At 65.6% G+C, this 23,972-nt stretch carries 29 protein-coding genes; 28 read left to right on the top strand and 1 reads right to left on the bottom strand.

What is annotated here, in order from left to right:
* The first annotated feature begins 70 nt into the window (after nucleotides 1-70).
* The 27 genes from AB1I47_RS08780 to AB1I47_RS08650 all read left to right on the top strand — a co-directional run bounded on the left by AB1I47_RS08780 (nucleotide 71) and on the right by AB1I47_RS08650 (nucleotide 21,481).
* A complete protein-coding gene (locus tag AB1I47_RS08780; RefSeq protein ID WP_354683385.1) occupies nucleotides 71-1,156 on the top strand; it encodes a Bug family tripartite tricarboxylate transporter substrate binding protein in 1,086 nt (361 codons plus the stop codon).
* Nucleotides 1,157-1,305: 149 nt separating this feature from the next.
* Nucleotides 1,306-2,124 carry an ABC transporter ATP-binding protein gene (locus AB1I47_RS08775; RefSeq protein WP_354683384.1) on the top strand — a complete coding sequence of 273 codons (819 nt, stop codon included), beginning with the start codon at nucleotides 1,306-1,308 and terminating at the stop codon, nucleotides 2,122-2,124.
* Nucleotides 2,121-2,900: a lipid asymmetry maintenance ABC transporter permease subunit MlaE gene (gene mlaE / locus AB1I47_RS08770; RefSeq protein WP_354683383.1), complete on the top strand. Its 780-nt coding sequence runs from the start codon at nucleotides 2,121-2,123 to the stop codon at nucleotides 2,898-2,900. The genes AB1I47_RS08775 and mlaE overlap by 4 nt, the downstream gene beginning before the upstream one ends.
* 77 nt (nucleotides 2,901-2,977) lie before the next feature.
* Nucleotides 2,978-3,499, top strand: a complete 522-nt coding sequence (gene mlaD / locus AB1I47_RS08765; RefSeq protein WP_354683382.1) for an outer membrane lipid asymmetry maintenance protein MlaD — start codon at nucleotides 2,978-2,980, stop codon at nucleotides 3,497-3,499.
* Nucleotides 3,496-4,548: an MlaA family lipoprotein gene (locus AB1I47_RS08760; RefSeq protein WP_354683381.1), complete on the top strand. Its 1,053-nt coding sequence runs from the start codon at nucleotides 3,496-3,498 to the stop codon at nucleotides 4,546-4,548. The genes mlaD and AB1I47_RS08760 overlap by 4 nt, the downstream gene beginning before the upstream one ends.
* A gap of 217 nt (nucleotides 4,549-4,765) precedes the next feature.
* Nucleotides 4,766-5,395: an MlaC/ttg2D family ABC transporter substrate-binding protein gene (locus AB1I47_RS08755; RefSeq protein WP_354683380.1), complete on the top strand. Its 630-nt coding sequence runs from the start codon at nucleotides 4,766-4,768 to the stop codon at nucleotides 5,393-5,395.
* A gap of 143 nt (nucleotides 5,396-5,538) precedes the next feature.
* Nucleotides 5,539-5,895 carry an STAS domain-containing protein gene (locus AB1I47_RS08750; protein WP_354683379.1) on the top strand — a complete coding sequence of 119 codons (357 nt, stop codon included), beginning with the start codon at nucleotides 5,539-5,541 and terminating at the stop codon, nucleotides 5,893-5,895.
* Nucleotides 5,896-6,165: 270 nt separating this feature from the next.
* Nucleotides 6,166-7,116 carry an ABC transporter ATP-binding protein gene (locus AB1I47_RS08745; protein WP_354683378.1) on the top strand — a complete coding sequence of 317 codons (951 nt, stop codon included), beginning with the start codon at nucleotides 6,166-6,168 and terminating at the stop codon, nucleotides 7,114-7,116.
* Nucleotides 7,113-7,934, top strand: coding sequence for an ABC transporter permease (locus AB1I47_RS08740; RefSeq protein WP_407935812.1), 822 nt, complete (start codon nucleotides 7,113-7,115; stop codon nucleotides 7,932-7,934). The genes AB1I47_RS08745 and AB1I47_RS08740 overlap by 4 nt, the downstream gene beginning before the upstream one ends.
* Before the next feature lie 45 nt (nucleotides 7,935-7,979).
* Nucleotides 7,980-8,228: a BolA family protein gene (locus tag AB1I47_RS08735; protein WP_010812335.1), complete on the top strand. Its 249-nt coding sequence runs from the start codon at nucleotides 7,980-7,982 to the stop codon at nucleotides 8,226-8,228.
* 85 nt (nucleotides 8,229-8,313) lie between these two features.
* Nucleotides 8,314-9,564: a UDP-N-acetylglucosamine 1-carboxyvinyltransferase gene (gene murA, locus AB1I47_RS08730; protein WP_354683377.1), complete on the top strand. Its 1,251-nt coding sequence runs from the start codon at nucleotides 8,314-8,316 to the stop codon at nucleotides 9,562-9,564.
* Between the two features lie 20 nt (nucleotides 9,565-9,584).
* On the top strand, nucleotides 9,585-10,259 hold the full coding sequence (gene hisG / locus AB1I47_RS08725) for an ATP phosphoribosyltransferase (RefSeq protein WP_354683376.1): 675 nt from the start codon (nucleotides 9,585-9,587) through the stop codon (nucleotides 10,257-10,259).
* A gap of 28 nt (nucleotides 10,260-10,287) precedes the next feature.
* A complete protein-coding gene (gene hisD / locus AB1I47_RS08720) occupies nucleotides 10,288-11,628 on the top strand; it encodes a histidinol dehydrogenase (protein ID WP_354683375.1) in 1,341 nt (446 codons plus the stop codon).
* Nucleotides 11,629-11,675: 47 nt separating this feature from the next.
* A complete protein-coding gene (gene hisC, locus AB1I47_RS08715) occupies nucleotides 11,676-12,776 on the top strand; it encodes a histidinol-phosphate transaminase (RefSeq protein ID WP_354683374.1) in 1,101 nt (366 codons plus the stop codon).
* A 4-nt stretch (nucleotides 12,777-12,780) separates the two neighbouring features.
* On the top strand, nucleotides 12,781-13,368 hold the full coding sequence (gene hisB, locus AB1I47_RS08710) for an imidazoleglycerol-phosphate dehydratase HisB (protein ID WP_011299252.1): 588 nt from the start codon (nucleotides 12,781-12,783) through the stop codon (nucleotides 13,366-13,368).
* A gap of 134 nt (nucleotides 13,369-13,502) precedes the next feature.
* Nucleotides 13,503-14,126 carry a YchE family NAAT transporter gene (locus tag AB1I47_RS08705; protein ID WP_354683373.1) on the top strand — a complete coding sequence of 208 codons (624 nt, stop codon included), beginning with the start codon at nucleotides 13,503-13,505 and terminating at the stop codon, nucleotides 14,124-14,126.
* The gene (gene hisH, locus AB1I47_RS08700; protein ID WP_354683372.1) at nucleotides 14,123-14,776 is read left to right on the top strand and encodes an imidazole glycerol phosphate synthase subunit HisH; all 654 of its coding nucleotides are present in this window, start codon (nucleotides 14,123-14,125) and stop codon (nucleotides 14,774-14,776) included. The genes AB1I47_RS08705 and hisH overlap by 4 nt, the downstream gene beginning before the upstream one ends.
* A gap of 184 nt (nucleotides 14,777-14,960) precedes the next feature.
* Nucleotides 14,961-15,707 (top strand): 1-(5-phosphoribosyl)-5-[(5-phosphoribosylamino)methylideneamino]imidazole-4-carboxamide isomerase, encoded by a 747-nt coding sequence (gene hisA / locus AB1I47_RS08695; RefSeq protein ID WP_354683371.1) that lies wholly within the window; start codon nucleotides 14,961-14,963, stop codon nucleotides 15,705-15,707.
* Nucleotides 15,708-15,788: 81 nt separating this feature from the next.
* The gene (gene hisF / locus AB1I47_RS08690; protein ID WP_354683370.1) at nucleotides 15,789-16,559 is read left to right on the top strand and encodes an imidazole glycerol phosphate synthase subunit HisF; all 771 of its coding nucleotides are present in this window, start codon (nucleotides 15,789-15,791) and stop codon (nucleotides 16,557-16,559) included.
* A 2-nt stretch (nucleotides 16,560-16,561) separates the two neighbouring features.
* Nucleotides 16,562-16,966: a phosphoribosyl-AMP cyclohydrolase gene (hisI, locus tag AB1I47_RS08685; protein WP_354683369.1), complete on the top strand. Its 405-nt coding sequence runs from the start codon at nucleotides 16,562-16,564 to the stop codon at nucleotides 16,964-16,966.
* The gene (locus AB1I47_RS08680; RefSeq protein WP_354683368.1) at nucleotides 16,963-17,334 is read left to right on the top strand and encodes a phosphoribosyl-ATP diphosphatase; all 372 of its coding nucleotides are present in this window, start codon (nucleotides 16,963-16,965) and stop codon (nucleotides 17,332-17,334) included. The genes hisI and AB1I47_RS08680 overlap by 4 nt, the downstream gene beginning before the upstream one ends.
* Before the next feature lie 64 nt (nucleotides 17,335-17,398).
* On the top strand, nucleotides 17,399-17,788 hold the full coding sequence (locus AB1I47_RS08675; protein ID WP_354683367.1) for a DUF4870 family protein: 390 nt from the start codon (nucleotides 17,399-17,401) through the stop codon (nucleotides 17,786-17,788).
* Between the two features lie 63 nt (nucleotides 17,789-17,851).
* Nucleotides 17,852-18,208 (top strand): histidine triad nucleotide-binding protein, encoded by a 357-nt coding sequence (locus tag AB1I47_RS08670; RefSeq protein ID WP_354683366.1) that lies wholly within the window; start codon nucleotides 17,852-17,854, stop codon nucleotides 18,206-18,208.
* 148 nt (nucleotides 18,209-18,356) lie between these two features.
* Nucleotides 18,357-18,605, top strand: coding sequence for a Sec-independent protein translocase subunit TatA (tatA, locus tag AB1I47_RS08665; RefSeq protein WP_354683365.1), 249 nt, complete (start codon nucleotides 18,357-18,359; stop codon nucleotides 18,603-18,605).
* A 93-nt stretch (nucleotides 18,606-18,698) separates the two neighbouring features.
* Nucleotides 18,699-19,214, top strand: a complete 516-nt coding sequence (tatB, locus tag AB1I47_RS08660) for a Sec-independent protein translocase protein TatB (protein WP_354683364.1) — start codon at nucleotides 18,699-18,701, stop codon at nucleotides 19,212-19,214.
* A 128-nt stretch (nucleotides 19,215-19,342) separates the two neighbouring features.
* On the top strand, nucleotides 19,343-20,131 hold the full coding sequence (gene tatC / locus AB1I47_RS08655) for a twin-arginine translocase subunit TatC (RefSeq protein ID WP_354683363.1): 789 nt from the start codon (nucleotides 19,343-19,345) through the stop codon (nucleotides 20,129-20,131).
* A gap of 243 nt (nucleotides 20,132-20,374) precedes the next feature.
* Nucleotides 20,375-21,481 (top strand): porin, encoded by a 1,107-nt coding sequence (locus AB1I47_RS08650; protein ID WP_354683362.1) that lies wholly within the window; start codon nucleotides 20,375-20,377, stop codon nucleotides 21,479-21,481.
* 479 nt (nucleotides 21,482-21,960) lie between these two features.
* On the opposite strand, the gene AB1I47_RS08645 is transcribed toward AB1I47_RS08650, so the two are convergent.
* Nucleotides 21,961-23,154, bottom strand: coding sequence for a Do family serine endopeptidase (locus AB1I47_RS08645; protein ID WP_354683361.1), 1,194 nt, complete (start codon nucleotides 23,152-23,154; stop codon nucleotides 21,961-21,963).
* 20 nt (nucleotides 23,155-23,174) lie between these two features.
* On the opposite strand from AB1I47_RS08645, the gene AB1I47_RS08640 reads away from it, so the two are divergent.
* Nucleotides 23,175-23,921: a Nif3-like dinuclear metal center hexameric protein gene (locus tag AB1I47_RS08640; protein ID WP_354683360.1), complete on the top strand. Its 747-nt coding sequence runs from the start codon at nucleotides 23,175-23,177 to the stop codon at nucleotides 23,919-23,921.
* The last annotated feature ends 51 nt before the right edge of the window (nucleotides 23,922-23,972 follow it).

Below are 23,972 nucleotides of genomic sequence, written 5' to 3'. Positions count from 1 at the left end.
CCGCCTCGCAAATCCTTTTTCCGCAGAACCCGTTCGCCGTTCTCCTCAGGAGTCCGGCCGGAGGAAATTGATGCCCGAAGTGCGCAATCTGTCGCGGCTTTGGCGAGGTAATGCGCTTGCGTCGGAGCGTGCCGTCTGGGCCGTGGTCCGGCGCTGGCTCCAACCTTTCCTGTGCCTGTATGCCCTGGGGTGTGCCACGCTGGCCCTCGCGGTGCCCGCCGCGACCGCCCATGCCGGCCCGCAACTGGAGCGCAGCATCTCCTACCCCGAGCGGCCGATGCGGTTGATCGTGCCATTCCCGGCCGGGGGCGTGGCCGACGCCGTGGCGCGCATGCTGGCAGAGCGCCTGTCGGCGCGCCTCGGCGTGCCGATGGAGGTCGACAACCGCCCGGGCGCCGCCGGCACCACCGCCGGCGATGTGGTTGCCAAGGCCAGCTCCGATGGCCACACGCTGCTGTTCCACCAGGCCAATATGCTGATCCAGCCGGGGCTCGAGCCGGTGCCCTATGACGTCGTGCGCGATTTCACGCCGGTGGCGCGGGTTGCCACCACGCCGCTGTTCCTCGTCATCGATGCCCGGCTGCCGATGCGCACGCCGGAGCAGTGGATGACGGCGGTAAGGTCCAGCCCGGGCTCGTACAGCTACGGCTACGGCCAGCCGGGCAGTCCGTCGCACCTGTACGCGGAATACGCGGTGCACGGCATCCGCAACGGCGTACCGTTGGTCACCGGCAAGGGCGAGGCTGCGGTGGTGCAGGAGATGCTGGCCGGCCGCATCAGCGCCTGCTTCTGTTCGTTCGCGGCGGTGCAGAGCCATATCCGCAGCGGCGCGCTGCGGCTGGTCGGCGTGACCGGCATGGCGCGCTCGCCGCTGGCGCCGCTGGTGCCCACACTGCAGGAGTCGGGGCTGGAGGGCTATGCCGCCGCGTCCTGGTTCGGCGTGATGGCGCCGGCCAAGACCCCGCGCGCGATCGTGGCGCGGCTGGCGGTGGAGCTCGACGGCGTGATGGCCGAGCGCGAGGTGCGCGCCCGGCTGCTGGCCGCCGGGCTGACGCCGCTGCGCGACTCGCCCGAGGCCTTTGCCACGGCCATCCGCTCCGAATCGATCCAGTGGCAGGTGATCCTGCGGGACGTGGCGCAGTCCCAGCAGCGATGAGCCGCGACGGCTCAGAATCCTCTCAGGTTGCGCTCGGAAGGGGCTGAGCCCGCCACGGCGTCAGAATCCGATGTGGCGGGAGACACACGGGTGCCAGCAGGGCTAGGTAGTACACCTTATAATGCGCCCCTGTCCCGACCGGTGCCAACGTGACCGAATCTTCCCAAAACCTCGTCGAACTGAATGCGGTGGATTTCGCCTACGCGGACCACGGCACGCCGATCCTCTCCGGCCTGACCATGCAATTCCCGCGCGGCAAGGTGATCGCGGTGATGGGCGGCTCGGGCTGTGGCAAGACGACGGTGCTGCGCCTGATCGGCGGCCAGGTCCGCCCGCAGTCGGGCGCGGTGCGCTTTGCCGGCACCGATATCCATACGCTGGATACCAAGGGCCTGTACGCAGTGCGGCGCCAGATGGGCATGCTGTTCCAGTTCGGCGCGCTGTTTACGGATCTGTCGGTGTTCGATAATGTGGCGTTTCCTCTGCGCGAGCATACCGACCTGCCCGATTCGATGATCCGCGACCTGGTGCTGATGAAGCTCAACGCGGTCGGGCTGCGCGGCGCGCGCGAGCTGATGCCGTCGCAGATCTCGGGCGGCATGGCGCGGCGGGTGGCGCTGGCGCGGGCGATCGCGCTGGATCCGGCGCTGCTGATGTATGACGAGCCCTTCGCCGGCCTCGACCCGATCTCGCTGGGCCTGACCGCGCGGCTGATCCGCAGTCTCAACGACGCGCTCGGCGCGACCACGATCATCGTCTCGCACGACGTGCACGAGACCTTCCAGATCGCCGACTACGTCTATTTCATTGCCGACGGGCGCATTGCCGCCCAGGGCGAGCCGGAGGCGCTGCGCGCTTCCACCGACCCGTTCGTGCACCAGTTCGTCCATGCCGAGGCCGATGGCCCGGTGCCGTTCCACTACCCGGGGCCGACGCTGGCCGAGGACTTTGCCGGAGGTGCGCGGTGATCGGCTTCTTCACTACCATCGGCGCGGCCGTGCGCCGCAACGTGTCGGGCGTGGGCCATGCCACGCGCATGTTCCTCGCGCTGCTCGGGCTGTCGCCGGCACTGCTGCGCCGCTTCCGGCTGGTGACCGACCAGGTTTTCTTCGTCGGCAACCTGTCGCTGGTGATCATCGCGGTGTCGGGGCTCTTTGTCGGCTTCGTGCTGGGGCTGCAGGGCTACTACACGCTGAACCGCTACGGTTCGGAGCAGGCGCTCGGGCTGCTGGTGGCGCTCTCGCTGGTGCGCGAGCTCGGGCCGGTGGTGACCGCGCTGCTGTTCGCGGGCCGCGCCGGCACCTCGCTGACCGCCGAGATCGGACTGATGAAAGCAGGCGAGCAGCTTACGGCGATGGAGATGATGGCGGTGAACCCGCTGCAGCGCGTGATCGCGCCGCGCTTCTGGGCGGGGGTGATTGCCATGCCGGTGCTGGCGGCGATCTTCAGCGCGGTGGGTATCCTCGGCGGCTATATCGTCGGCGTGCAGCTGATCGGCGTGGATGCAGGCGCGTTCTGGTCGCAGATGCAGGGCGGCGTCGATGTGCGCGCCGACGTGCTCAACGGCGTGATCAAGAGCTTTATCTTCGGCATTGCGGTGACCTTCATTGCCTTGTACCAGGGCTTCGAAGCCAAGCCCACGCCGGAAGGCGTCTCGCGCGCGACCACCCGCACCGTGGTGCTCGCGTCGCTGGCCGTGCTGGGGCTGGATTTCCTGCTGACCGCGCTGATGTTCAGCAACTGACGCGGGCGATGTCAGCAATAAGACGAGAACACAACAAGTCAGCGACAAGACATAACGGGTTGAAGAAAGAGATTCCAATGAAAAAGAACGCACTCGATTTCTGGGTGGGGCTGTTCGTGGTGGCGGGGTTCGTGGCCCTGCTGTTCCTGGCCCTCAAGGCGGGGAACATGAGCGCCTTCTCCTTCCAGGACAGCTACAGCGTGCAGGCGCGCTTCGACAATATCGGCGGGCTCAAGCCGCGGGCGCCGGTCAAGAGCGCCGGCGTCGTGGTCGGCCGCGTGGCGGCGATCCGCTTCGATGACAAGACCTACCAGGCCACCGTCGAGCTGAGCCTGGAGAAGCGCTACCAGTTCCCCAAGGACACCTCGGCCAAGATCCTGACCTCGGGCCTGCTCGGTGAGCAGTACATCGGCCTGGAAGCCGGCGGCGACACCGCCATGCTGGCCGACGGCGCGCGCATCACCATGACGCAGTCGGCCGTGGTGTTGGAAAACCTGATCGGCCAGTTCCTGTACAACAAGGCGGCGGATGCCGGCGGCAGCGGCGGCGGTTCGGCCCCCGGCGCCAGCGCGCCCGCGCCCGGCGGGGAGCTCAAATGAGCGCTGCGCCATCCAACAAACCGGGCAGCGCGGCGCGCCGCCCGGCGGCCAGGCTGCTGGCCGCGGCCTTTGCCGTCACCGTGTTTGCCGGTTGCGCCACGGGCCCGAACGCCAATCCCAGGGATCCGCTGGAGCCGTTCAACCGCGAAGTCGCGAAGATCAATGAGGACTTCGACAAGGGCATCCTGCGCCCGGTCGCCGAACTCTACGCCGACTACATGCCCACGCCGGTGCAGCGCGCGGTGGAGAACTTCTTCTCCAACATCAGCGATGTCTATTCGGCGGCGAACAACCTGCTGCAGGGCAAGCCCACGCGCGCGGCGGAAGACTCGATGCGCGTGGCGATGAACACCGTGCTGGGCATCGGCGGCCTGATCGATATCGCCACCCCGGCCGGCCTGCCCAAGTACAAGGAAGACTTCGGCCAGACGCTGGGCGTGTGGGGCGTGCCCACGGGGCCGTACCTGGTGCTGCCGCTGTTCGGGCCAAGCACGGTACGCGACACCGGCGGCATGCTGGTGGACCGCCAGTTCGACCCGACGGCTTACCTGTATCCGGTGTCGCTGCGCAATTCGCTGACCGGCGTGCGCGTCGTGGCCGGCCGGGCGCAGCTGCTGGGCGCCAGCAACCTGCTGGAGCAGGCCGCGCTGGACAAGTACTCGTTCCTGCGCGATTCCTACCTGCAGCGGCGCCAGTACCTGGTCTACGACGGCAACCCGCCGGATGGCGACGAGGATGCCGACGCCGATGCGGCGCCGGCTCCGGCCGAGGGCGAGCAGCCCGCGGCGCCGTCCGGACCTGCAGCACCTTCGGAACCTCCGGCACCTACCGCGCCTACCGTGCCGGCTGCGCCCGCTGCGCCCGCCGCGCCAGGCGAACTGGCTCCCGCCCAGGCGCCTGCAGACGCTGCAGCTCCGGCACCAGCGCCCGCCCCGGCGCCGCAGCAGCAAGCGCCTGCCGGCGACTTGCAGCCGGAAAGCCAGAGCCTGCCGGTGCCGCCGGTCGAGCCGATGCAGCGCATCATGCCGGGCATCATCCGGATACGCTGAACGCCTTGGTGGCGCAGGCCGGACAGGGCCTGCGCCAGGCTGTGAATGCCCTGTGAGGGCTGAAACAATTTGTTTTGAAGTGGCGGGGAATGCCCGTGCGGCTGCAACCTATGGCTGGCGCCTGTGTTCCAATCACCGCAAGGCCCCACGCCGCCACCGGCAGCGCCGGCCGGTTCGTCCCCCGGCGAGATACGTTTTTGATAAAGAAGGAAAATCCATGCTAAAGCGACTGTTGGTCCCCTTCCTTGCCGTCATTGCCTTCGCAGGCGCGGCGCACGCCCAGGCCCCGGCCCAGGACGCGGCTACCCCGGACGGTCTGATCAAGGTGCTGGTCAACGACGTGATGTCGACCGTCAGGGCCGACAAGGACATGCAGGCCGGCAATATCGCCAAGATCACGGCGCTGGTCGAGCAGAAGATCATGCCCAACGCGAACTTCCAGAAAACCACGCAGATCGCGATGGGCCGCAACTGGTCCAAGGCCACGCCCGAGCAGCAGAAGCAGATCACCGAAGAATTCAAGACCCTGCTGATCCGCACCTACGCCGGCGCCATCGCCCAGATCCGCGACCAGACCGTGCAGTACCGCCCTTACCGCGGCACGCCTGAAGACACTGACGCCACCATCCGCACCCAGGTGATCAACAAGGGCGAGCCGATCCAGATGGACTACCGCCTGGAGAAGACCGCGCAAGGCTGGAAGCTGTATGACATCAACGTGCTGGGCGCGTGGCTGACCGAGGCCTACAAGGGCAGCTTCAACACCATCGTTGGCCAGCAGGGCGTAGAGGGCGTGATCAAGACGCTGCAGGACCGCAACCGCCAGCTCGCCAACGCCAAGAGCTGAGCCACCTCCGTCGGCATCCCGCTGCGATGCAGCACGGCGTGCCGATCTGCTCTACAATAGCCGTTCGCGGCACAGGCTCCCGCCAAAGTGCGGGAGCCGTCGTTTTGCTTCTCCCTTTCTCCCTCAGGCCACCAAACGCATCCATGCTTTCGCTGGGCACCTCGCTGACCAACCAGAACGCCGCCGCCGTGCTGCGCGACGGGCTGGCGCGCGTCGCGCAGGGCGATGTGCAGGTGGACTGCACCGGCCTGACCCAGGTGGATTCCGCCGCCGTTGCAGTGCTGCTGGCCTGGCATCGCGCCGCCGCGGCACGCAACCTGGCGCTGTCGCTGCGCGGCGTGCCGGCTGATTTGTCGCAACTGGCAAGCCTGTACGGCGTGGATGGCCTGCTCGGCCTGACGCCGGGCGCCGCGCGCGCCAAGGCGCCCGAGGCCGAGTCGGACATCGAACTGGCCTTCGCCCAGCCCGGACAACAACCGGGACACCACCACCGACATTGATCCGGCATCGCCGGCTCGCCGTCATGGTGGCCGCCAGCGATGCCCCGGCGGCTGCCTGGCGCGGCCGCCGCGCCCGAACGGGGATCGAGGTGGATCGAGTGGACCCAAGCGGGACCATCCCCGCATCCCCTATAATTCCCGGTTGTTCGCCCATCCCCCGCCCATCCCGGTCCGTACCATGCCGGGCCAGGGTAGCCAGGGCCCGCAGTTGCTCCCCATTTCCAGGTGGCCGCCCCACAAAAAAGGCGTACCCGCCATAAACAATCGGCCATGAAAGCCATTGAAATCCACGACGTTCGCAAGCGCTACCGCAACCTGCAGGCGCTCAAGGGCGTCAGCTTCACCGTCGAACGCGGCGAATTCTTCGGCCTGCTCGGGCCCAACGGCGCCGGCAAGACCACGCTGATCTCGATCCTCGCCGGCCTGAACCGCGCCGATTCGGGCCGCGTCAGTGTGCTCGGCCACGATGTCGTGTCCGACTACCGGATGGCGCGGCGTATGCTGGGCGTGGTGCCGCAGGAGCTGGTGTTCGACCCGTTCTTCACGGTGCGCGAGACGCTGCGGCTGCAGTCCGGCTACTTCGGCCTCACGCGCAACGACGACTGGATCGACGAGATCATGGCCAACCTGGACCTGACCGGCAAGGCGGACGCCAATATGCGCCAGCTCTCGGGGGGCATGAAGCGGCGCGTGCTGGTGGCGCAGGCGCTGGTGCACCGCCCGCCGGTGATCGTGCTGGATGAGCCCACCGCCGGCGTCGACGTTGAGCTGCGCCAGACGCTTTGGAAGTTCATCTCGCGCCTGAACCGCGAAGGCCACACCATCATCCTGACCACGCACTACCTGGAAGAGGCCGAGGCGCTGTGCGACCGCATCGCCATGCTCAAGTTCGGCGAAGTGGTGGCGCTGGACCGCACCAGCAACCTGCTGACGCAGTTTGCCGGCCTGCAACTGGTGCTGACCTTTGCGCGCGGCGGCCTGCCGCCGGCGCTGGAACCGCTGCGCATGCCGTCCACCCCCGGCGAGCGCGCGGTGCGGCTGCGGCTGTCGGGCTACGAGGCAGTGGAGCCGATCCTGGCCGCCTGCCGCGAAGCAGGGTGTGACATTGAAGACATGGAAATCAACAAGGCCGACCTCGAAGACGTGTTTGTCCAGATCATGCGCCGGGAGGGGCATATGCCCGGCGCGCTGCCCGACCCGGCCATGGAGGCCGCGGCATGAAGCAACCCGGCGATATCGAAATCCTGGACGACGCGCACCTGGCGCCGATGGCGGTGGGCGGCCTGGTAGGCTTCCGCACCCTGCTGTACAAGGAAGTGCTGCGCTTCTGGAAGGTCAGCTTCCAGACCGTGGCCGCGCCCGTGCTGACCGCGGTGCTGTACCTGCTGATCTTCGGCCATGTGCTGGAAGACCGCGTCAAGGTCTACGACCAGATCAGCTACACCGCCTTCCTGGTGCCCGGCCTGGTGATGATGAGCGTGCTGCAGAACGCGTTCGCTAACAGCTCGTCGTCGCTGATCCAGTCCAAGATCACCGGCAACCTGGTGTTCGTGCTGCTGCCGCCGCTGTCGCACTGGGAGATGTTCGGCGCCTACGTGGTGGCCTCGGTGATCCGGGGGCTGACCGTGGGGCTGGGCGTGCTGCTGGTGACGGCGTGGTTTGCCAACCTGCATTTCGCCAATGTCGGCTGGATCCTGGTGTTTGCGCTGCTGGGCGCGGGCATCCTGGGCACGCTGGGCCTGATCGCCGGCATCTGGGCCGAGAAGTTCGACCAGCTCGCCGCGTTCCAGAATTTCCTGATCATGCCGGCGACCTTCCTGTCCGGCGTGTTCTATTCGATCCATTCGCTGCCCGCCTTCTGGCAGGCGGTATCCCATGCCAATCCGTTCTTCTACATGATCGACGGCTTCCGCTATGGCTTCTTCGGCGTCTCGGACGTGTCGCCGCTGTTCAGCCTGGCGGTGGTCGGATCGGCCTTCGTGGTGCTGGCCGCGCTGGCGCTGCGGCTGCTGAAGTCCGGATACAAGCTGCGCCACTGAGCCGCAGCGCCCCATACATGAAGTGAGAGCCTGAAGAGAACCCCCATGCTGCCAACACCGGAACAAGTCAGGGACTACATTGCCCAAGGATTGCCCTGCGAACATCTGCAAGTCGAGGGCGACGGCCAGCACTTCTTTGCCACCATCGTCAGCGCCGAGTTCGAAGGCAAGCGGCTGATCCAGCGCCACCAGCGCGTGTATGCGGCGCTGGGTGACCGCATGCGCGCCGAGATCCATGCGCTGTCGATGAAGACGCTGACGCCCGCTGAATGGCAGGCAGGCGAGGGCAAGTAAGCCTCGCCACATGCGCCGCTGCAACGACTGCGCGGCGCAAAAGAACAATGACGCCGGGCGTGTGCCCGGCTCCAGAAAACAAAACATGGACAAATTCCAGATCCACGGCAACGGCCCGCTGAAGGGCGAAATCCGCGTTTCGGGTGCCAAGAACGCCGCGTTGCCGATCCTGTGCGCCGGCCTGCTGACGGCCGACACCATCTCGCTGGATAACGTGCCGAACCTGCAGGACGTGCGCACCACGCTCAAGCTGCTGCGCCAGATGGGCATGCAGGCCGAGCTCGACGGCGCGCGCGTGACCCTGAACGGCGGGAGCGTCAGTTCCTACGAAGCGCCATACGAGATGGTGAAGACCATGCGCGCCTCGATCCTGGTGCTCGGTCCGCTGGTGGCGCGCTTCGGCGAAGCCCGCGTGTCGCTGCCCGGCGGCTGCGGCATCGGCGCGCGCCCGGTCGACCAGCACATCAAGGGCCTGCAGGCGATGGGCGCCGAGATCACCATCGAACACGGTTTTATCCATGCGCGGGCCCGGCGGCTCAAGGGCGCGCGCGTGGTCACCGACATGATCACCGTGACCGGCACCGAGAACCTGCTGATGGCCGCCACGCTGGCCGAGGGCGAGACCGTGCTGGAAAACGCCGCGCGCGAGCCCGAGGTGACCGACCTGGCCCACCTGCTGGTCAAGATGGGCGCGAAGATCGACGGCATCGGCACCGACCGCCTGGTGGTGCAGGGCGTCGAGCGCCTGCATGGCGCCAGCCACAGCGTGATCGCCGACCGCATCGAGGCCGGCACGTTCCTGTGCGCCGCGGCCGCGACGCTGGGCGACCTGGTGCTGCGCAACGTGCAGCCCGACATCCTCGACACGGTGCTGGACAAGCTGCGCGAGGCCGGCGCCCGCATCGAGACCGGCGCGGACTGGATCCGGCTGGCGATGCCGCACCGCGCGAAGGCCGTCAGCTTCCGCACCTCGGAGTACCCGGCCTTCCCGACCGACATGCAGGCGCAGTTCATGGCGCTCAATGCCGTGGCCGAAGGCACCGCGCGCGTCACCGAGACCATCTTCGAAAACCGCTTTATGCACGTGCAGGAACTGAACCGCCTGGGCGCCGACATCGCGGTCGAAGGCAATACCGCGGTGGTCAACGGCGTGGCGCGCCTGTCCGGTGCCAGCGTGATGGCCACCGACCTGCGTGCCTCGGCCAGCCTGGTGATCGCCGGCCTGGTGGCTGACGGAGAAACCGTGATCGACCGCATCTATCACCTGGACCGCGGCTACGACCGCATGGAAGACAAGCTGTCTGCAGTGGGCGCCAAGATCCGCCGCATTGCCTGAGCACCGAGGACCGACGCCCGATGAGCCCCACTTTCAACGCTTCGCCCAACCAGCTCACGCTGGCGCTGTCCAAGGGCCGCATCTTTACCGAGACGCTGCCGCTGCTGGAAGCCGCCGGCATCCAGGTCACCGAAGACCCGGAGACTTCGCGCAAGCTGATCCTGCCGACCTCCGATCCCGCCGTGCGCGTGGTGATCGTGCGCGCCTCGGACGTGCCGACTTACGTGCAATATGGCGCGGCGGATTTCGGCGTGGCCGGCAAGGACGTGCTGATGGAAAACGGCATGGCCGGCCTGTACGCGCCGATCGACCTGAATATCGCCCGCTGCCGCATGTCGGTGGCGGTGCCCGCCGGGTTTGACTACGCCAACGCGGTGCGCCAGGGCGCGCGCCTGGCGGTAGCCACCAAGTATGTGCAGACCGCGCGCGAGCATTTTGCGAAAAAGGGCGTACACGTCGACCTGATCAAGCTGTACGGTTCGATGGAGCTGGGCCCGCTGGTGGGCCTGTCCGATGCCATCGTCGACCTGGTCAGCACGGGCAGTACGCTGCGTGCCAACAACCTGGTCGAAGTGGAAGAGATCGTGCAAATTTCGTCGCGGCTGGTGGTGAACCAGGCCGCGCTCAAACTGAAGCGTGAGCGGCTCGCGCCGATTCTCGACGCATTCGAACGCGCTTCGGCGGCGCTGGCCTGAGGCCGGGCTGCCTGAGAGGAAGGAAGTCATGAACGCAACCGAAATGGAAAACCTGCCGATCCGCCGGCTTGATTCCAGCGAGCCGGGCTTTGCCGATGCGCTGCGCCACGTGCTGGCCTTCGAGGCCGGCGAGGACGAGGCCATCGACCGCGCCGCGGCGCAGATACTCGCCGACGTGAAGGCGCGCGGGGATGCCGCGGTGCTGGAATACACCCAGCGTTTCGACCGCGTGCAAGCGGCATCGATGGGCGCGCTGGAGGTGTCGCAGCAACAGTTGGAAGCCGCGCTCGAAGACCTCGAGCCCAAGCGCCGCGCCGCGCTGGAGGCCGCCGCCGCACGCGTGCGCGCCTACCACGAGAAGCAGAAGATCGAATGCGGCAGCCATAGCTGGGAATACACCGAGGCCGACGGCACCATGCTGGGGCAGAAGGTGACACCGCTGGACCGCGTCGGCATCTACGTGCCGGGCGGCAAGGCGGCGTATCCGTCTTCGGTGCTGATGAATGCGATCCCGGCGCGCGTGGCTGGCGTGAAGGAAATCATCATGGTCGTGCCCACGCCGGGCGGCGTGCGCAATGAGCTGGTGCTGGCGGCCGCGCAGATTGCCGGCGTCGATCGCGTGTTCACCATCGGCGGTGCGCAGGCTGTCGGCGCGCTGGCCTATGGCACGGCGACGCTGCCGCAGGTCGACAAGATCGTCGGCCCGGGCAACGCCTACGTGGCCGCGGCCAAGCGGCGTGTGTTCGGCACCGTCGGCATCGACATGATTGCCGGCCCGTCCGAGATCCTGGTGATCTGCGACGGCACCACCGACCCCGACTGGGTGGCGATGGACCTGTTTTCGCAGGCCGAGCACGACGAACTGGCGCAGTCGATCCTGCTGTGCCCGGACTCGGAATACATTGCCCGCGTCGAAGCCAGCATCCAGCGCCAGCTCGGCACCATGCCGCGCCGCGACGTGATTGCCGCGTCGATCTCCGGCCGCGGTGCGCTGATCAAGGTCCGGGACATGGAGGAGGCTTGCGAGATTGCCAACGCGATCGCGCCGGAGCACCTCGAGATCTCCGCCGAGAACCCGCGCCAGTGGAGCGAGAAGATCCGCCACGCCGGCGCCATCTTCCTGGGCCGCTATACCAGCGAATCGCTGGGCGACTACTGCGCCGGTCCCAACCACGTGTTGCCGACCTCGCGCACCGCACGCTTCTCGTCGCCGCTGGGCGTCTATGACTTCCAGAAGCGTTCCAGCCTGATCGAAGTGAGCGCGGGCGGGGCACAGATGCTCGGCGAGATCGCCGCCGAACTCGCGTACGGCGAAGGCCTGCAGGCCCACGCCCGCAGCGCGGAATATCGCTTCAACAAACGCAGTTGATCTACTGACCCACGCTGCGTGATAACGCAGCCAACTTAGGAGTTCCCATGTCAGCCGTAGAGCCCTCCCTGATCGAACGCATCATCCGTGACGACGTACGCGCCATGGGCGCCTACCACGTGCCGGATTCGCACGGTCTGGTCAAGCTCGACGCGATGGAGAACCCGTACCGGCTGCCGCCCGAGCTGCGCCGCGAACTGGCCGAGCGCCTGGGCGAGGTCGCGCTGAACCGCTACCCGGTGCCCAGCAGCGAAGCGCTGCGCGCCAAGCTGAAGACCGTGATGCAGGTGCCCGCCGGCATGGATGTGCTGCTCGGCAATGGCTCGGACGAGATCATCAGCATGCTGGCGCTGGCGGCGGCCAAGCCGGGCGCCAAGGTGATGGCGCCGGTGCCGGGCTTTGTCATGTACGCAATGTCGGCGCAGTTTGCCGGCTTGCAATTCGTCGGCGTGCCGCTGCGCGCGGACTTCACGCTCGATCGCGCCGCCATGCTGGCCGCGATGGCCGAGCACCAGCCTGCCATCATCTACCTGGCGTACCCGAACAACCCCACCGGCAACCTGTTCGACGCCGCCGACATGGAGGCCATCGTCCGCGCCGCCCAGGGCGAGGTCTGCAACAGCCTGGTGGTGGTGGACGAGGCCTACCAGCCGTTCGCGCAGCAAAGCTGGATGCCGCGCCTGGCGGATTTCGGCAACCTGCTGGTGATGCGCACCGTGTCCAAGCTGGGCCTGGCCGGCATCCGCCTGGGCTACCTGGCCGGCGCGCCGGAATGGCTGTCGCAGCTCGACAAGGTGCGCCCGCCGTACAACGTCAACGTGCTGACCGAAGCCGCCGCGCTGTTCGCGCTGGAGCACGTGTCGGTGCTGGACGAACAGGCCGCCCAACTGCGCGACGAACGCACCCGCGTGGCCGAAGGCATGGCAGCGCATGCGGGGGTGACGGTGTTCCCCAGCGCCGCCAATTTCCTGCTCGCGCGCGTGCCGGATGCCGCACAGACGTTCGAGCGGCTGCTGGCGCGCAAGGTGTTGATCAAGAACGTGAGTAAAATGCACCCGTTGCTGGCCAATTGTCTGCGCGTCGCGGTCAGCACGCCCGAAGAAAACGCGCAGTTCCTTGAGGCATTCGCAGCGTCGCTGCAGGATTAACACCATGCGTGTTGCAGAGGTCACCCGCAATACTTCGGAAACGCAAATCCGCGTTTCCCTGAATCTCGACGGCACCGGCCGCCAGAAATTGGCGTCCGGCGTGCCGTTCCTCGACCACATGCTGGACCAGATCGCCCGGCATGGCATGTTCGACCTGGAGGTCGAAGCCACCGGTGACACGCATATCGACGACCACCATACGGTGGAAGACGTGGGCATCACGCTCGGCCAGGCCGTGGCAAAGGCCATCGGCGACAAGAAGGGCATCACCCGTTACGGCCACAGCTACGTGCCGCTGGACGAATGCCTGTCGCGCGTGGTGATCGACTTCTCCGGCCGCCCCGGCCTGGAATTCCACGTGCCGTTCACGCGTGCGCGCGTGGGCAGTTTCGACGTCGACCTGACCATCGAGTTCTTCCGCGGCTTCGTCAACCATGCGGGCGTGACCCTGCATATCGACAACCTGCGCGGCATCAATGCCCACCACCAGTGCGAAACCGTGTTCAAGGCCTTTGGCCGGGCACTGCGCATGGCGGTGGAGCTGGACCCGCGTGCGGCGAACACGATCCCGTCGACCAAGGGTACGCTCTGAGGCGATTGCCGACGTATCGACAACACATTCGACCACTCCGAATAACCGTAGGCGTGCCGGCTGGTTGCGGCGCCCGCTGACCTTTCCAGGCCCACAGGCTGAATCCGCCAGCGTCGCTGGCGAAACCGCAACCGATGGATACGCTCAAGTCGTTTATCTCGCTGCTGGCGCTGATCAACCCGATCGGGGCGATCCCGTTCTTTATCAGCCTGACCAGCCAGCAGAGCGAAGCGGAAAAACTGCGTACCATCAAGATCGCGTCGGTCTCGGTGGCGATCGTGGTGGCGGTGTCGGCGTTGCTGGGGCAGCAGATCATCGAGTTCTTCAATATCTCGGTGGCGTCGCTGCAGGTGGGAGGCGGGCTCATCATGATCATGATGGCGATGAACATGCTGAACGCGCAGACCGGCCGCAGCAGGGCCACGCCGGAAGAAGAGGACGAGGCGGAGGTAAAGTCCAGCATCGCGGTGGTGCCGCTGGCACTGCCGCTGCTGACCGGGCCGGGCTCGATCAGTACGGTGATTGTCTATGCCGGCAAGACGCAGCACTGGTATCAGTTGCTGATCCTGGTCGGCCTGGGCGTGGTGATCGGGGCGGTGGTGTACCTGGTGTTTCGCGCGGCCGACCCCATTGCCCGGGTGATTGGCCGCACCGGCATCAATATCGGCACGCGCCTGATGGGGCTGATCCTGTCGGCGCTGGCCGTGGAATTCATTGTGGACGGGCTGAAGACATTGTTGCCTGTTTTGAAATCATGACTACCATAGCAATTGTGGATTACGGCATGGGCAACCTGCGCTCGGTGGCGCAGGCGCTGCGTGCCGCGGCGCCGGAAGCGGACGTGCGGGTGGTGGATGCGCCCGAAGGCATCCGCGGCGCGGACCGCGTGGTGTTGCCGGGCCAGGGCGCGATGCCGGACTGCATGTCGGCGCTGGGCGCTTCCGGGCTGCAGCAGGCGGTGGTCGAAGCCGCTGCCAGCAAGCCGATGCTGGGTGTGTGTGTTGGCGAACAGATGCTGTTCGAGTTCAGCACCGAAAGTCGTGCTGGTGCGGACCGCACGCCAGCGCTGGGCCTGATGCCCGGCCAGGTGGTGCGCTTTGCGCTGGACGGCATGACGCAGCCCGACGGCTCGCGCTACAAGGTGCCGCAGATGGGCTGGAACCGGGTGCGTCAGGCGAAGCCGCACCCGCTGTGGGCCGGTATCCCGGACGACAGCTGGTTCTATTTCGTCCACAGCTACTATGTGCAGGCGCAGGACCCGGCCCATGTCGCCGGCGAAACGGAATACGGAGTCGTATTTACCAGCGCGGTAGCGCGCGATAATATTTTTGCGACGCAGTTCCACCCCGAGAAGAGCGCGGCCCTGGGCCTGCAGCTGTACCGGAACTTCGTCCACTGGAACCCCTGAAGCGCCGCCCGATCGCGCGGCGCGATCCAGGCACGACGGATACCCGATTCGCTTTTTTCGACCGATCATTCGACCGTTCACTGACCATACTCTACTGACCAGTTTCCGCTCGATGATCGACCTGACCTGACCGGCAGTGCCGGTCTCGCTCACTCTCTAATACTCAACCACGCTCGTCACGCATATGTTGCTCATTCCGGCCATCGACCTGAAGGACGGTCAATGTGTACGCCTCAAACAAGGCGACATGGACCAGGCCACCGTCTTTTCCGAAGATCCCGCCGCCATGGCACGTCACTGGGTAGAGCAGGGCGCCCGGCGCCTGCACCTGGTGGACCTGAACGGCGCGTTTGTAGGCAAGCCCCGCAACGAGGCGGCCATCAAGTCCATCATCGCCGAGGTCGGCGACGAGATCCCGGTGCAGCTCGGCGGCGGCATCCGCGACCTGAACACCATCGAACGCTGGCTGGATGACGGCCTGTCGTTCGTGATCATCGGTACCGCGGCGGTCAAGAACCCCGGTTTCCTGAAGGATGCCTGCTCGGCGTTCGGCGGCCATATCATCGTCGGCCTGGACGCCCGCGACGGCAAGGTGGCCACCGACGGCTGGAGCAAGCTGACCGGTCATGAGGTGGTGGACCTGGCGCGCAAGTACGAAGACTACGGCGTCGAGGCCATCATCTACACCGATATCGGCCGCGACGGCATGCTGCAGGGGATCAATATCGATGCCACCGTCAAGCTGGCGCAGTCGATGTCGATCCCGGTGATCGCCAGCGGCGGCCTGTCCAACCTGGCCGATATCGACAACCTGTGTGCGGTCGAGCCAGAGGGCGTGGAAGGCGTCATCTGCGGCCGCGCGATCTACTCCGGGGATCTCAACTTTGCCGCCGCGCAGGCCCGTGCGGACAAGCTGCGCGAGGGTCAGTAAGCCAACGCGCCGCGGGCGTAGCCAACGCCTGGCCCGCCGTTTCTCACGAAGCGGCGGCCAGGGCGATGGACAAGGAATCTCATGCTAGCCAAACGTATCATCCCCTGCCTGGACGTCACGAACGGGCGGGTGGTCAAGGGCGTCAATTTCGTCGAGTTGCGCGATGCGGGCGATCCCGTGGAAATCGCGCGCCGCTACGACGAGCAGGGCGCTGATGAAATCACATTCCTCGATATCACCGCGACCAGCGACGGGCGCGACCTGATGCTGCATATCATCGAGGACGTGGCCTCGCAGGTGTTTATCCCCCTGACGGTGGGGGGCGGCGTGCGCACGGTCGAGGATGTGCGGCGCCTGCTCAATGCCGGCGCGGACAAGATCAGTGTCAACTCGTCGGCGATCGCCAATCCGCAGCTGGTGTCGGATGCGACCGCGCGCTATGGCTCGCAGTGCATCGTGGTGGCGATCGACGCCAAACGCAGCTCCGCCCCGGGCGAAGCACCGCGCTGGGAAGTCTTCACTCATGGCGGGCGCAAGCCCACCGGGCTGGATGCGGTGGCATGGGCGCGTGAAATGGCCACGCGCGGCGCCGGCGAAATCCTGCTGACCAGCATGGACCGCGATGGCACCAAGAGCGGCTTCGACCTGGAACTGACGCGCGCCGTCAGCGATGCCGTGCCAGTGCCGGTGATCGCCTCGGGCGGCGTCGGCAACCTGCAGGACCTCGCCAACGGCATCACCCAGGGCCGCGCCGATGCGGTGCTGGCCGCCAGCATTTTCCACTACGGTGAGTACACCGTGGGCGAAGCCAAGGCATTCATGGCCCGCGAGGGCATTCCCGTGCGGATCTGATCATGGCAAAGAAGTGGCTCAACAAGGTCAAGTGGGACGATAACGGGCTGGTGCCGGTGATCGTGCAGGAAGTCGGTTCGAACGACGTGCTGATGTTCGCGTTCATGAACCGCGACGCGCTGCAGCGCACCGTCGAGCTGGGCGAGGCCGTGTTCTGGTCGCGCTCGCGCAAGCGCCTGTGGCACAAGGGCGAGGAGTCCGGCCATGTGCAGAAGGTGCATGAAATCCGCCTGGACTGCGACGAAGACGTGGTACTGCTGAAGGTCACGCAGGTCGACAGCATCGCCTGCCATACCGGGCGCCATTCCTGCTTCTTCCAGAAGTTCGAGGGCGATGCGGAAGCGGGCGACTGGCAGACGGTCGAGCCGGTGCTGAAGGATCCCGCCCATATCTACACCAAGTCATGAGCGATACCCCATTGAGCAGCACTGACGTCCTGGCACGCGTGGCCGAAGTGCTGGAATCGCGCAAGCCTGCCAACGGCGGTGATCCCGACAAGTCCTATGTGGCGCGCCTGTTCAGCAAGGGCGACGACGCCATCCTGAAGAAGATCGGCGAGGAAGCCACCGAGACCGTGATGGCCGCCAAGGATGCGCGCGCGGCCGGACAGAGCGGCAGCGAAGCCGGCAAGGTGGTCTATGAAGTGGCCGACCTGTGGTTCCACACCATGGTATTGCTGGCAAACTTCGGGCTGACGCCGGCCGATGTGGTCAACGAACTGGCGCGGCGCGAAGGACTGTCCGGCCTGGAAGAAAAGGCCCGACGCAAGGACTAGCGCGGCGGGAAGCGCCGGCCGGTCTTCCGCCTGCCGCAAGGCGGGCTCTAAATAAAGGGCGAATATGGCGAATGACTACACCGGGCAAGTCACCACTCCCAGCGGCGAACAGCTCAGCAGCCTGCGCAAGCTGCTGCACATCCTGTATGCGCTGTATGCGATCTTCTGGCTGACCGGCGGCATCACCGCGCTGATCGCCATCGTGATCGACTACGTCAAGCGCGACGACGCGCGCGGCTCACTATATGCGTCGCACTTCGCCTGGCAGATCCGCTCGTTCTGGTGGTCGGTGGTGTGGGGCGTGCTGGGCGGCATACTGTTCGCCACGGTGGTGCTGATGCCGCTGGCCTTTGCCGTGTGGGCCGTGCTGTCGCTGTGGATGCTGTATCGTATCGTCAAAGGCTGGCTGTACCTGAACGACAGCAAGCCGATGTACCCGGATCAGCAGTTTTGATGCCGGTCAGGCCGGGCACCCGGATGTGGCATCGGGTGCCTGGGCCATCGCAATGAAAATTTCATGAACGCTCAGGATAATTGCATTTTCTGCAAGATCGTGGCCGGCCAGCTACCGTCGCGCAAAGTCTACGAAGACGACGACATGGTGGCCTTCCACGATATCCATCCCAAGGCACCGGTACACTTGCTGGTCGTTCCCAGGTCGCATGTCGACTCGCTGGCCGATTGCGGCGCCGGCGAAGGGGAGCTGCTTGCTAGAATGATGCTGAAGGTGCCTGAACTGGCGCGTGCGGCAGGCTGCACCAACGGTTTCCGGACGGTGATCAACACTGGCCCGGACGGCGGCCAGGAGGTCTACCACCTGCATCTCCATGTGCTGGGTGGGCCGCGCCACGAGTGGAAGGGACCGCTGCCCTGACCGGCAGCTTTTAGCATGGGAGCGTCCGCGGCGGCAACGCCACGGGCGGATGCTGCGCCGGCAACCGTCGCCCGGCGCGGCAATAACGGGACGGAACAACGGGTCCGGGCATATATGATTGCGCCCGAGGCTTCATCAGGAGCAAGAAATGGGTTCGTTTAGCATTTGGCACTGGCTGATCGTGCTGGTGATCGTCATGCTCGTGTTCGGCACCAAGAAACTGCGCAATATGGGCCAGGACCTGGGCGGCGCGGTCAAGGGCTTCAAGGACGGCATGAAGGACGGCGAGGACAAGTCAGCCCAGTCGGCTCAGTCGGCCCAGCCGGCTCAGGCCAAGGAACTGCGCGACTCCACGACCATCGACGTCGACGCCAAGGAAAAGTCCCGCCAGCAGTAATCGGGCGGTGCGTTATTTCCTTTTCGCAAACGTGGTTGCCTGCGCGTGCGCGCATCCGCTGTTCTTCGCATGTTGTCCGCATGACGTGTCCGCATGATTGATCTCGGCATTTCCAAGCTGGCGCTGATCGGCGCCGTGGCACTGATCGTGATCGGTCCTGAGCGGCTGCCCAAGGTCGCCCGTACGGTGGGCGCCCTGGTCGGGCGCGCCCAGCGCTATATCAGCGACGTCAAGGCGGAAGTCAGCCGCGAGGTTGAACTTGATGAACTGCGCAAGATGCGCACCGAATTCGAGGATGCGGCCCGCGACGTCGAGCGCACCATCCACAAGGAAGTCAGCGAGCAGAGCCAGGCGCTGAACGAGGCGTTCGGCGGCGCGGAAGCGCGTACCGAGGGCGTCGGCGCGGGCAGTGCCGGCGACAGTTTCGTACCAAGCTGGGACGCGGCGCACAAGGCGCACAACGGACGCAAGAGCTGGCGCGTCAAGCAGGGTGCGCGGCCGCTGTGGTTCAAGCGCCAGCACAACGTCCGGGTCTGGGTGCAGTCGGGCGCCGCGCGCGTGAAGCGCCATCGCCCGGCCACCCGGCCATCCCGTTCCTTCTTCGAGTGAGCATGGCCAGCGGCGATACCTTGCCGGCCTGCATCCCGGCCGCCGCCGTCGTGCGCGCGCACCCGCGCCGCGCCGAGTGGCGCCATCGATTCCACCTTGCCAGCCAGCACGGCTGAGCGGTCCACGCCATGAGCGACACCCGGTCCCCCGATCCCCAAGACGAATCGCAGCAGGAAACCTTTATTTCCCACCTGATCGAGCTGCGCCAGCGGCTGGTCAAGGCGGTGGCCGGCATCATCCTGGTGTTCGTGTGCCTGGTCTACTGGGCGCCGGTGATCTTCAACCTGTTTGCCGCGCCGCTGATGCAATCATTGCCCAAGGGCGGCAAGATGATCGTGACCGACGTCACCGGCTCGTTCTTCGTGCCGATGAAGGTCACATTGCTGGTGGCCTTTCTGATCGCGCTGCCCTGGGTGCTGTACCAGGTCTGGCAGTTTGTCGCGCCCGGCCTGTACCAGCATGAGAAGCGGCTGATCCTGCCACTGGTTTCCAGCAGCTACATCCTCTTTCTTTGCGGTGTGGCGTTCGCATATTTCCTGGTGTTCCCGACCGTGTTCCACTTCATGGCGCAATACAACGCGCCGCTCGGGGCGGACATGTCGACCGACATCGACAAATACCTGAGCTTTGCCATGACCACCTTCCTCGCCTTCGGCATCACCTTCGAGGTGCCGGTGGTGGTGATCGTGCTGGTGCGCTTCGGTGTGGTGGAACTGGAAAAGCTCAAGCAGATCCGCCCGTATGTGATCGTCGGAGCCTTCATCATCGCGGCCATCGTGACCCCGCCGGATGTGCTGTCGCAACTACTGCTGGCGATCCCGCTGGTGGCGCTCTATGAACTTGGGCTGATCCTGGCTCGTTTCATTGGCAAACCGGCTGCCGAGTCCGCCGCTTCAGGGGAAACTCAGCCGGACTAATTCGACTGAGGCAGGTCCACCGCTCCCTCCAGATCCCCGTTCTGCACCAAAACGGGGATTTTTTCTGCAAATCCTGTTGTTCGATCACAACAAAAACCGTCGGTCTGCATGGTTTACGCCGAAAAAGCCTTCTGACGGCCGGGGGGGCTGGCACATAATACGCAGCAGACGTGAATGTAAATACGTCGCCCAAGCACTTGGGCAACCAAGATTTCCCAATCAGTTGACAAGGAAAGTGTCGATATGAAGATGAAACTGTTTGCTGCTGCCGTCGCCGCTCTGGCCGCTGGTGGCGCGTATGCCCAATCGAGCGTAACCCTGTACGGTGTGGTCGATGCCGGCCTCGAGTACAACAGCAACTCCGGCGCCAGCGGCGACAACCTGTTCCGCATGACGTCGGGCAACCAGTCCGGTTCGCGCTGGGGTCTGCGTGGCGTTGAAGACCTGGGCGGCGGCCTGAAGGGCGTGTTCGTCCTCGAAAGCGGTTTCGAAGTCGACACCGGCCGTTCGGGTCAGGATGGCCGCCTGTTCGGTCGTCAAGCTTACGTCGGTCTGCAAAGCCAGTTCGGTTCGCTGCTGCTGGGCCGTCAGCAGACCTCGATGTATGACTTCGGTCTGCAATACGACCCGATGGCCATCTCGACCCGCTACTCGATCACTGGCATCGCTCCGGAATTCGCCAGCCGTGCTGACAACACCGTCAAGTACATCGGCACCTTCGGTGGCCTGACCGCGTCGGCGTTCTACAGCTTCAACAACAACGGCCAGGAAGTCGCCGGCGCATTCCGCCGCGGCCAACAGTACGGCGCCCTGCTGAGCTATGCAGCTGGCCCGTTCTCGGTCGGTGCTGCGTATGACGAAATCCACGGCAGCTCGACCGGCACGGGCGCTGCGCTTGTTGACCAAAGCGGTCAGCGCATCCGCCGCGCTTCGGTTGGTGCCAACTACGCCTTCGGCCCGGCCAAGGTGTACGCTGGCTACCGTTGGGCCAAGGCTGCTGAAGGCGCGTCCCTGCCGGGCGCTCCGGCTGCCAACACCGGCTCGAACCTGTACTGGCTGGGTCTGGGTTACCAGCTGACCCCGGCGTTCTCGCTGTCGGGCGCTGCTTACTACCAAGACTTCCGCAAGACGGATGCAGATCCGTGGCAATTCGTGATCACGGCCGACTACGCGCTGTCGAAGCGTACCGACGTGTACACCTCGCTGTCGTACGCTCTGAACGACAACGGCTCGACCCTGGGCGTTGGCGGCTTCAACTCGCCGGCTACCGCCACCTCGGCCGCTGTGACGAATGTCCAGCCGGGCAAGGACCAGTTCGGTGCTGTGATCGGTATCCGCCACAAGTTCTAATCTGACGCGAGCGCAAGCTCGCCTAAGATTGGCTTGAATCAAAAGGCCGGCATCCGCAAGGATGCCGGCCTTTTGTCGTGTCTGGGGTGCGGCACAGGCTGGAGCCTGGCGTTTGCGCGGGGTGGGTTACGGGAAGTGGCAGCGTAGCCTCTTGCCAATGCGGATCGATGCAGCGAGGCGCTGCCGCAGAGTCAGGTAGCTGTGTCCTCACAGGATGACTTCCGTCCTGCCGCGCCCCGGTCGTGATGGTTCGGGTGAGGCGTACGTCTGGTGACTCGTTGCCCTGTCCAGGATTACTGCCCGGACGGGGGCGATGCTCGACCAAGGTTAGCGTCTATAACAGCGGCATCATCCTCACTTCGCCGTAAGCGCAAAATTTGCGTGGTGAATCTAGCGCTTACGCTTCGCCAGCATTCCGCATACAAAAAAACCCGCCGGTGTCGGCGGGTTTTCTGCATCAAGGCCAGGCGCTGCCGGCCTCAATCCTCTTCGTCAAACGGCAACGCCCTGCGCGGCGGCGGCGGACGCTTGCCGATTGTAACCGTCAGGTCCGTCGGCTTGCCGCGGCGGATCACCGTCATCTTGATGTCCACGCCAGGCTTGAGCTGGGCAATCGCGTTGAGCAGCGCGGTGGTATCGGTGATCGACAGGCCATCCACCTTGGTCAGCACATCGCCGGGCTTCACGCCCGCCTTGTCGGCCGGCCCGCCCTGCACGACAGCGGCGATCAGTGCGCCTTCCTTGGCATCGAGACCAAAGGACTCGGCGATCTCGGGCGTCATGTCCTGCGGCTCGACCCCGATCCAGCCTCGCGTGACGCTGCCGGTGGAAATGATCGATTCCATCACCTGCTTGGCGGTCGACACGGGAATCGCAAAGCCGATCCCCAGCGAGCCGCCCGAGCGCGAGTAGATCGCCGTGTTGATGCCCAGCAGGTTGCCCTGCGCATCGACCAGCGCGCCACCCGAGTTACCCGGGTTGATCGCCGCGTCGGTCTGGATGAAGTTTTCGAAGGTGTTGATGCCCAGGTGGCTGCGACCCAGCGCCGAGACGATACCCATCGTCACGGTCTGGCCGACGCCGAACGGATTGCCGATTGCCAGCACCACGTCGCCGACCTTCACGTTCTCCAGCCGGCCCAGCGTGATCGCGGGCAGGTCCTTCAGCGTCACCTTCAGCACCGCCAGGTCGGTTTCCGGGTCCGAGCCCACCACCTTGGCGTTAGCCTTGCGGCCATCGGTCAGCGCCACTTCGATCTCGTCGGCGCCGTCCACCACGTGGTGGTTGGTTAGAATGTAACCCTCGGCGCTGACAATTACCCCCGAACCCAGACTCGACACCGGCTCCTGCCGCTCGGGCAGACGGTCGCCGAAGAAGAAGCGGAACCACGGATCCTCGGCCTGCGGATTGGGCGAGCGCTTGGCGCCGTTCTTGCTGGTAAAGATATTGACCACCGCCGGCATGGCCTGCCGCGCGGCCCCGCTGTACGACCCTTCGGCGGCAGGGCCGGAGATGTCGGGAACCACTTCCTTGAGCGCCACGATCGGCGAACCGGACTGGACCGCGACGCGCCCCCTCTGCAGCCAGTCAGGCTTGAGCGTTGCCACGACGAACCAGACCGCCAGCACTACGGTGACAGCCTGGGCAAAGAACAGCCAAAAGCGCCGCAACATATTGGAGTTTTGAGCAGAAAATGAAAACAAAAGAGCTTGAATTGTACTTGAACGACCTGTTGGAAGTTCCCCGTTACAAGGACTATTGTCCCAATGGGCTGCAAGTGCAAGGTCGCTCGGACGTCACTCACGTCGTCACCGGGGTGACGGCCAGCCTGGCTTTGGTCGATGCGGCGATCGAAGCGGGCGCCGACGCCATCCTCGTCCATCATGGCTATTTCTGGAAAAACGAGGATGCGCGCGTGGTCGGGCAGAAGCATGCGCGCCTGAAGCGCCTGCTGGGCGCCGACGTCAACCTGTTCGCTTTCCACCTGCCGCTGGATAATCACCCGGAATTCGGCAACAACGCGCAACTCGGCCTGCAACTCGGCTTCACGCCGACGGGCCGCTTCAGCGACGACCAGCTCGGCTGGACCGGCACGCTGCCCGCGCCCATGCCGCTGTCGGCGCTGGCCGCGCACGTGGGCGGCGTGCTCGGCCGTGAGCCGCTGGCCATCGGTGATCCTGAACAGATGATACGCACCATTGGCTGGTGCACGGGCGGGGCGCAGGGTTATTTCGACGCTGCGGTCGCGGCGGGTGTCGATGTCTACCTGAGCGGCGAGGTCTCGGAACAGACCACGCACCTGGCACGCGAGAGCGGCGTGGCCTACCTGGCCGCCGGCCACCACGCCACCGAGCGCTACGGCATCCGCTCGCTCGGTGATCATGTGGCCCAGCGCTTCGGCCTGCGCCATACTTTCATCGATATTCCGAATCCTGTCTGACGCAAAACAAAACGGCCCCTTCAGGGCCGTTTTATCTTCCGGTGTCTGCTC

The sequence above is a fragment of the Cupriavidus necator genome (genome assembly GCF_040578825.1).
Taxonomy (GTDB): domain Bacteria; phylum Pseudomonadota; class Gammaproteobacteria; order Burkholderiales; family Burkholderiaceae; genus Cupriavidus; species Cupriavidus necator_E.
Note: the sequence above shows the minus strand (reverse complement) of the source record. Positions and strands in the feature narration are given on the sequence as shown.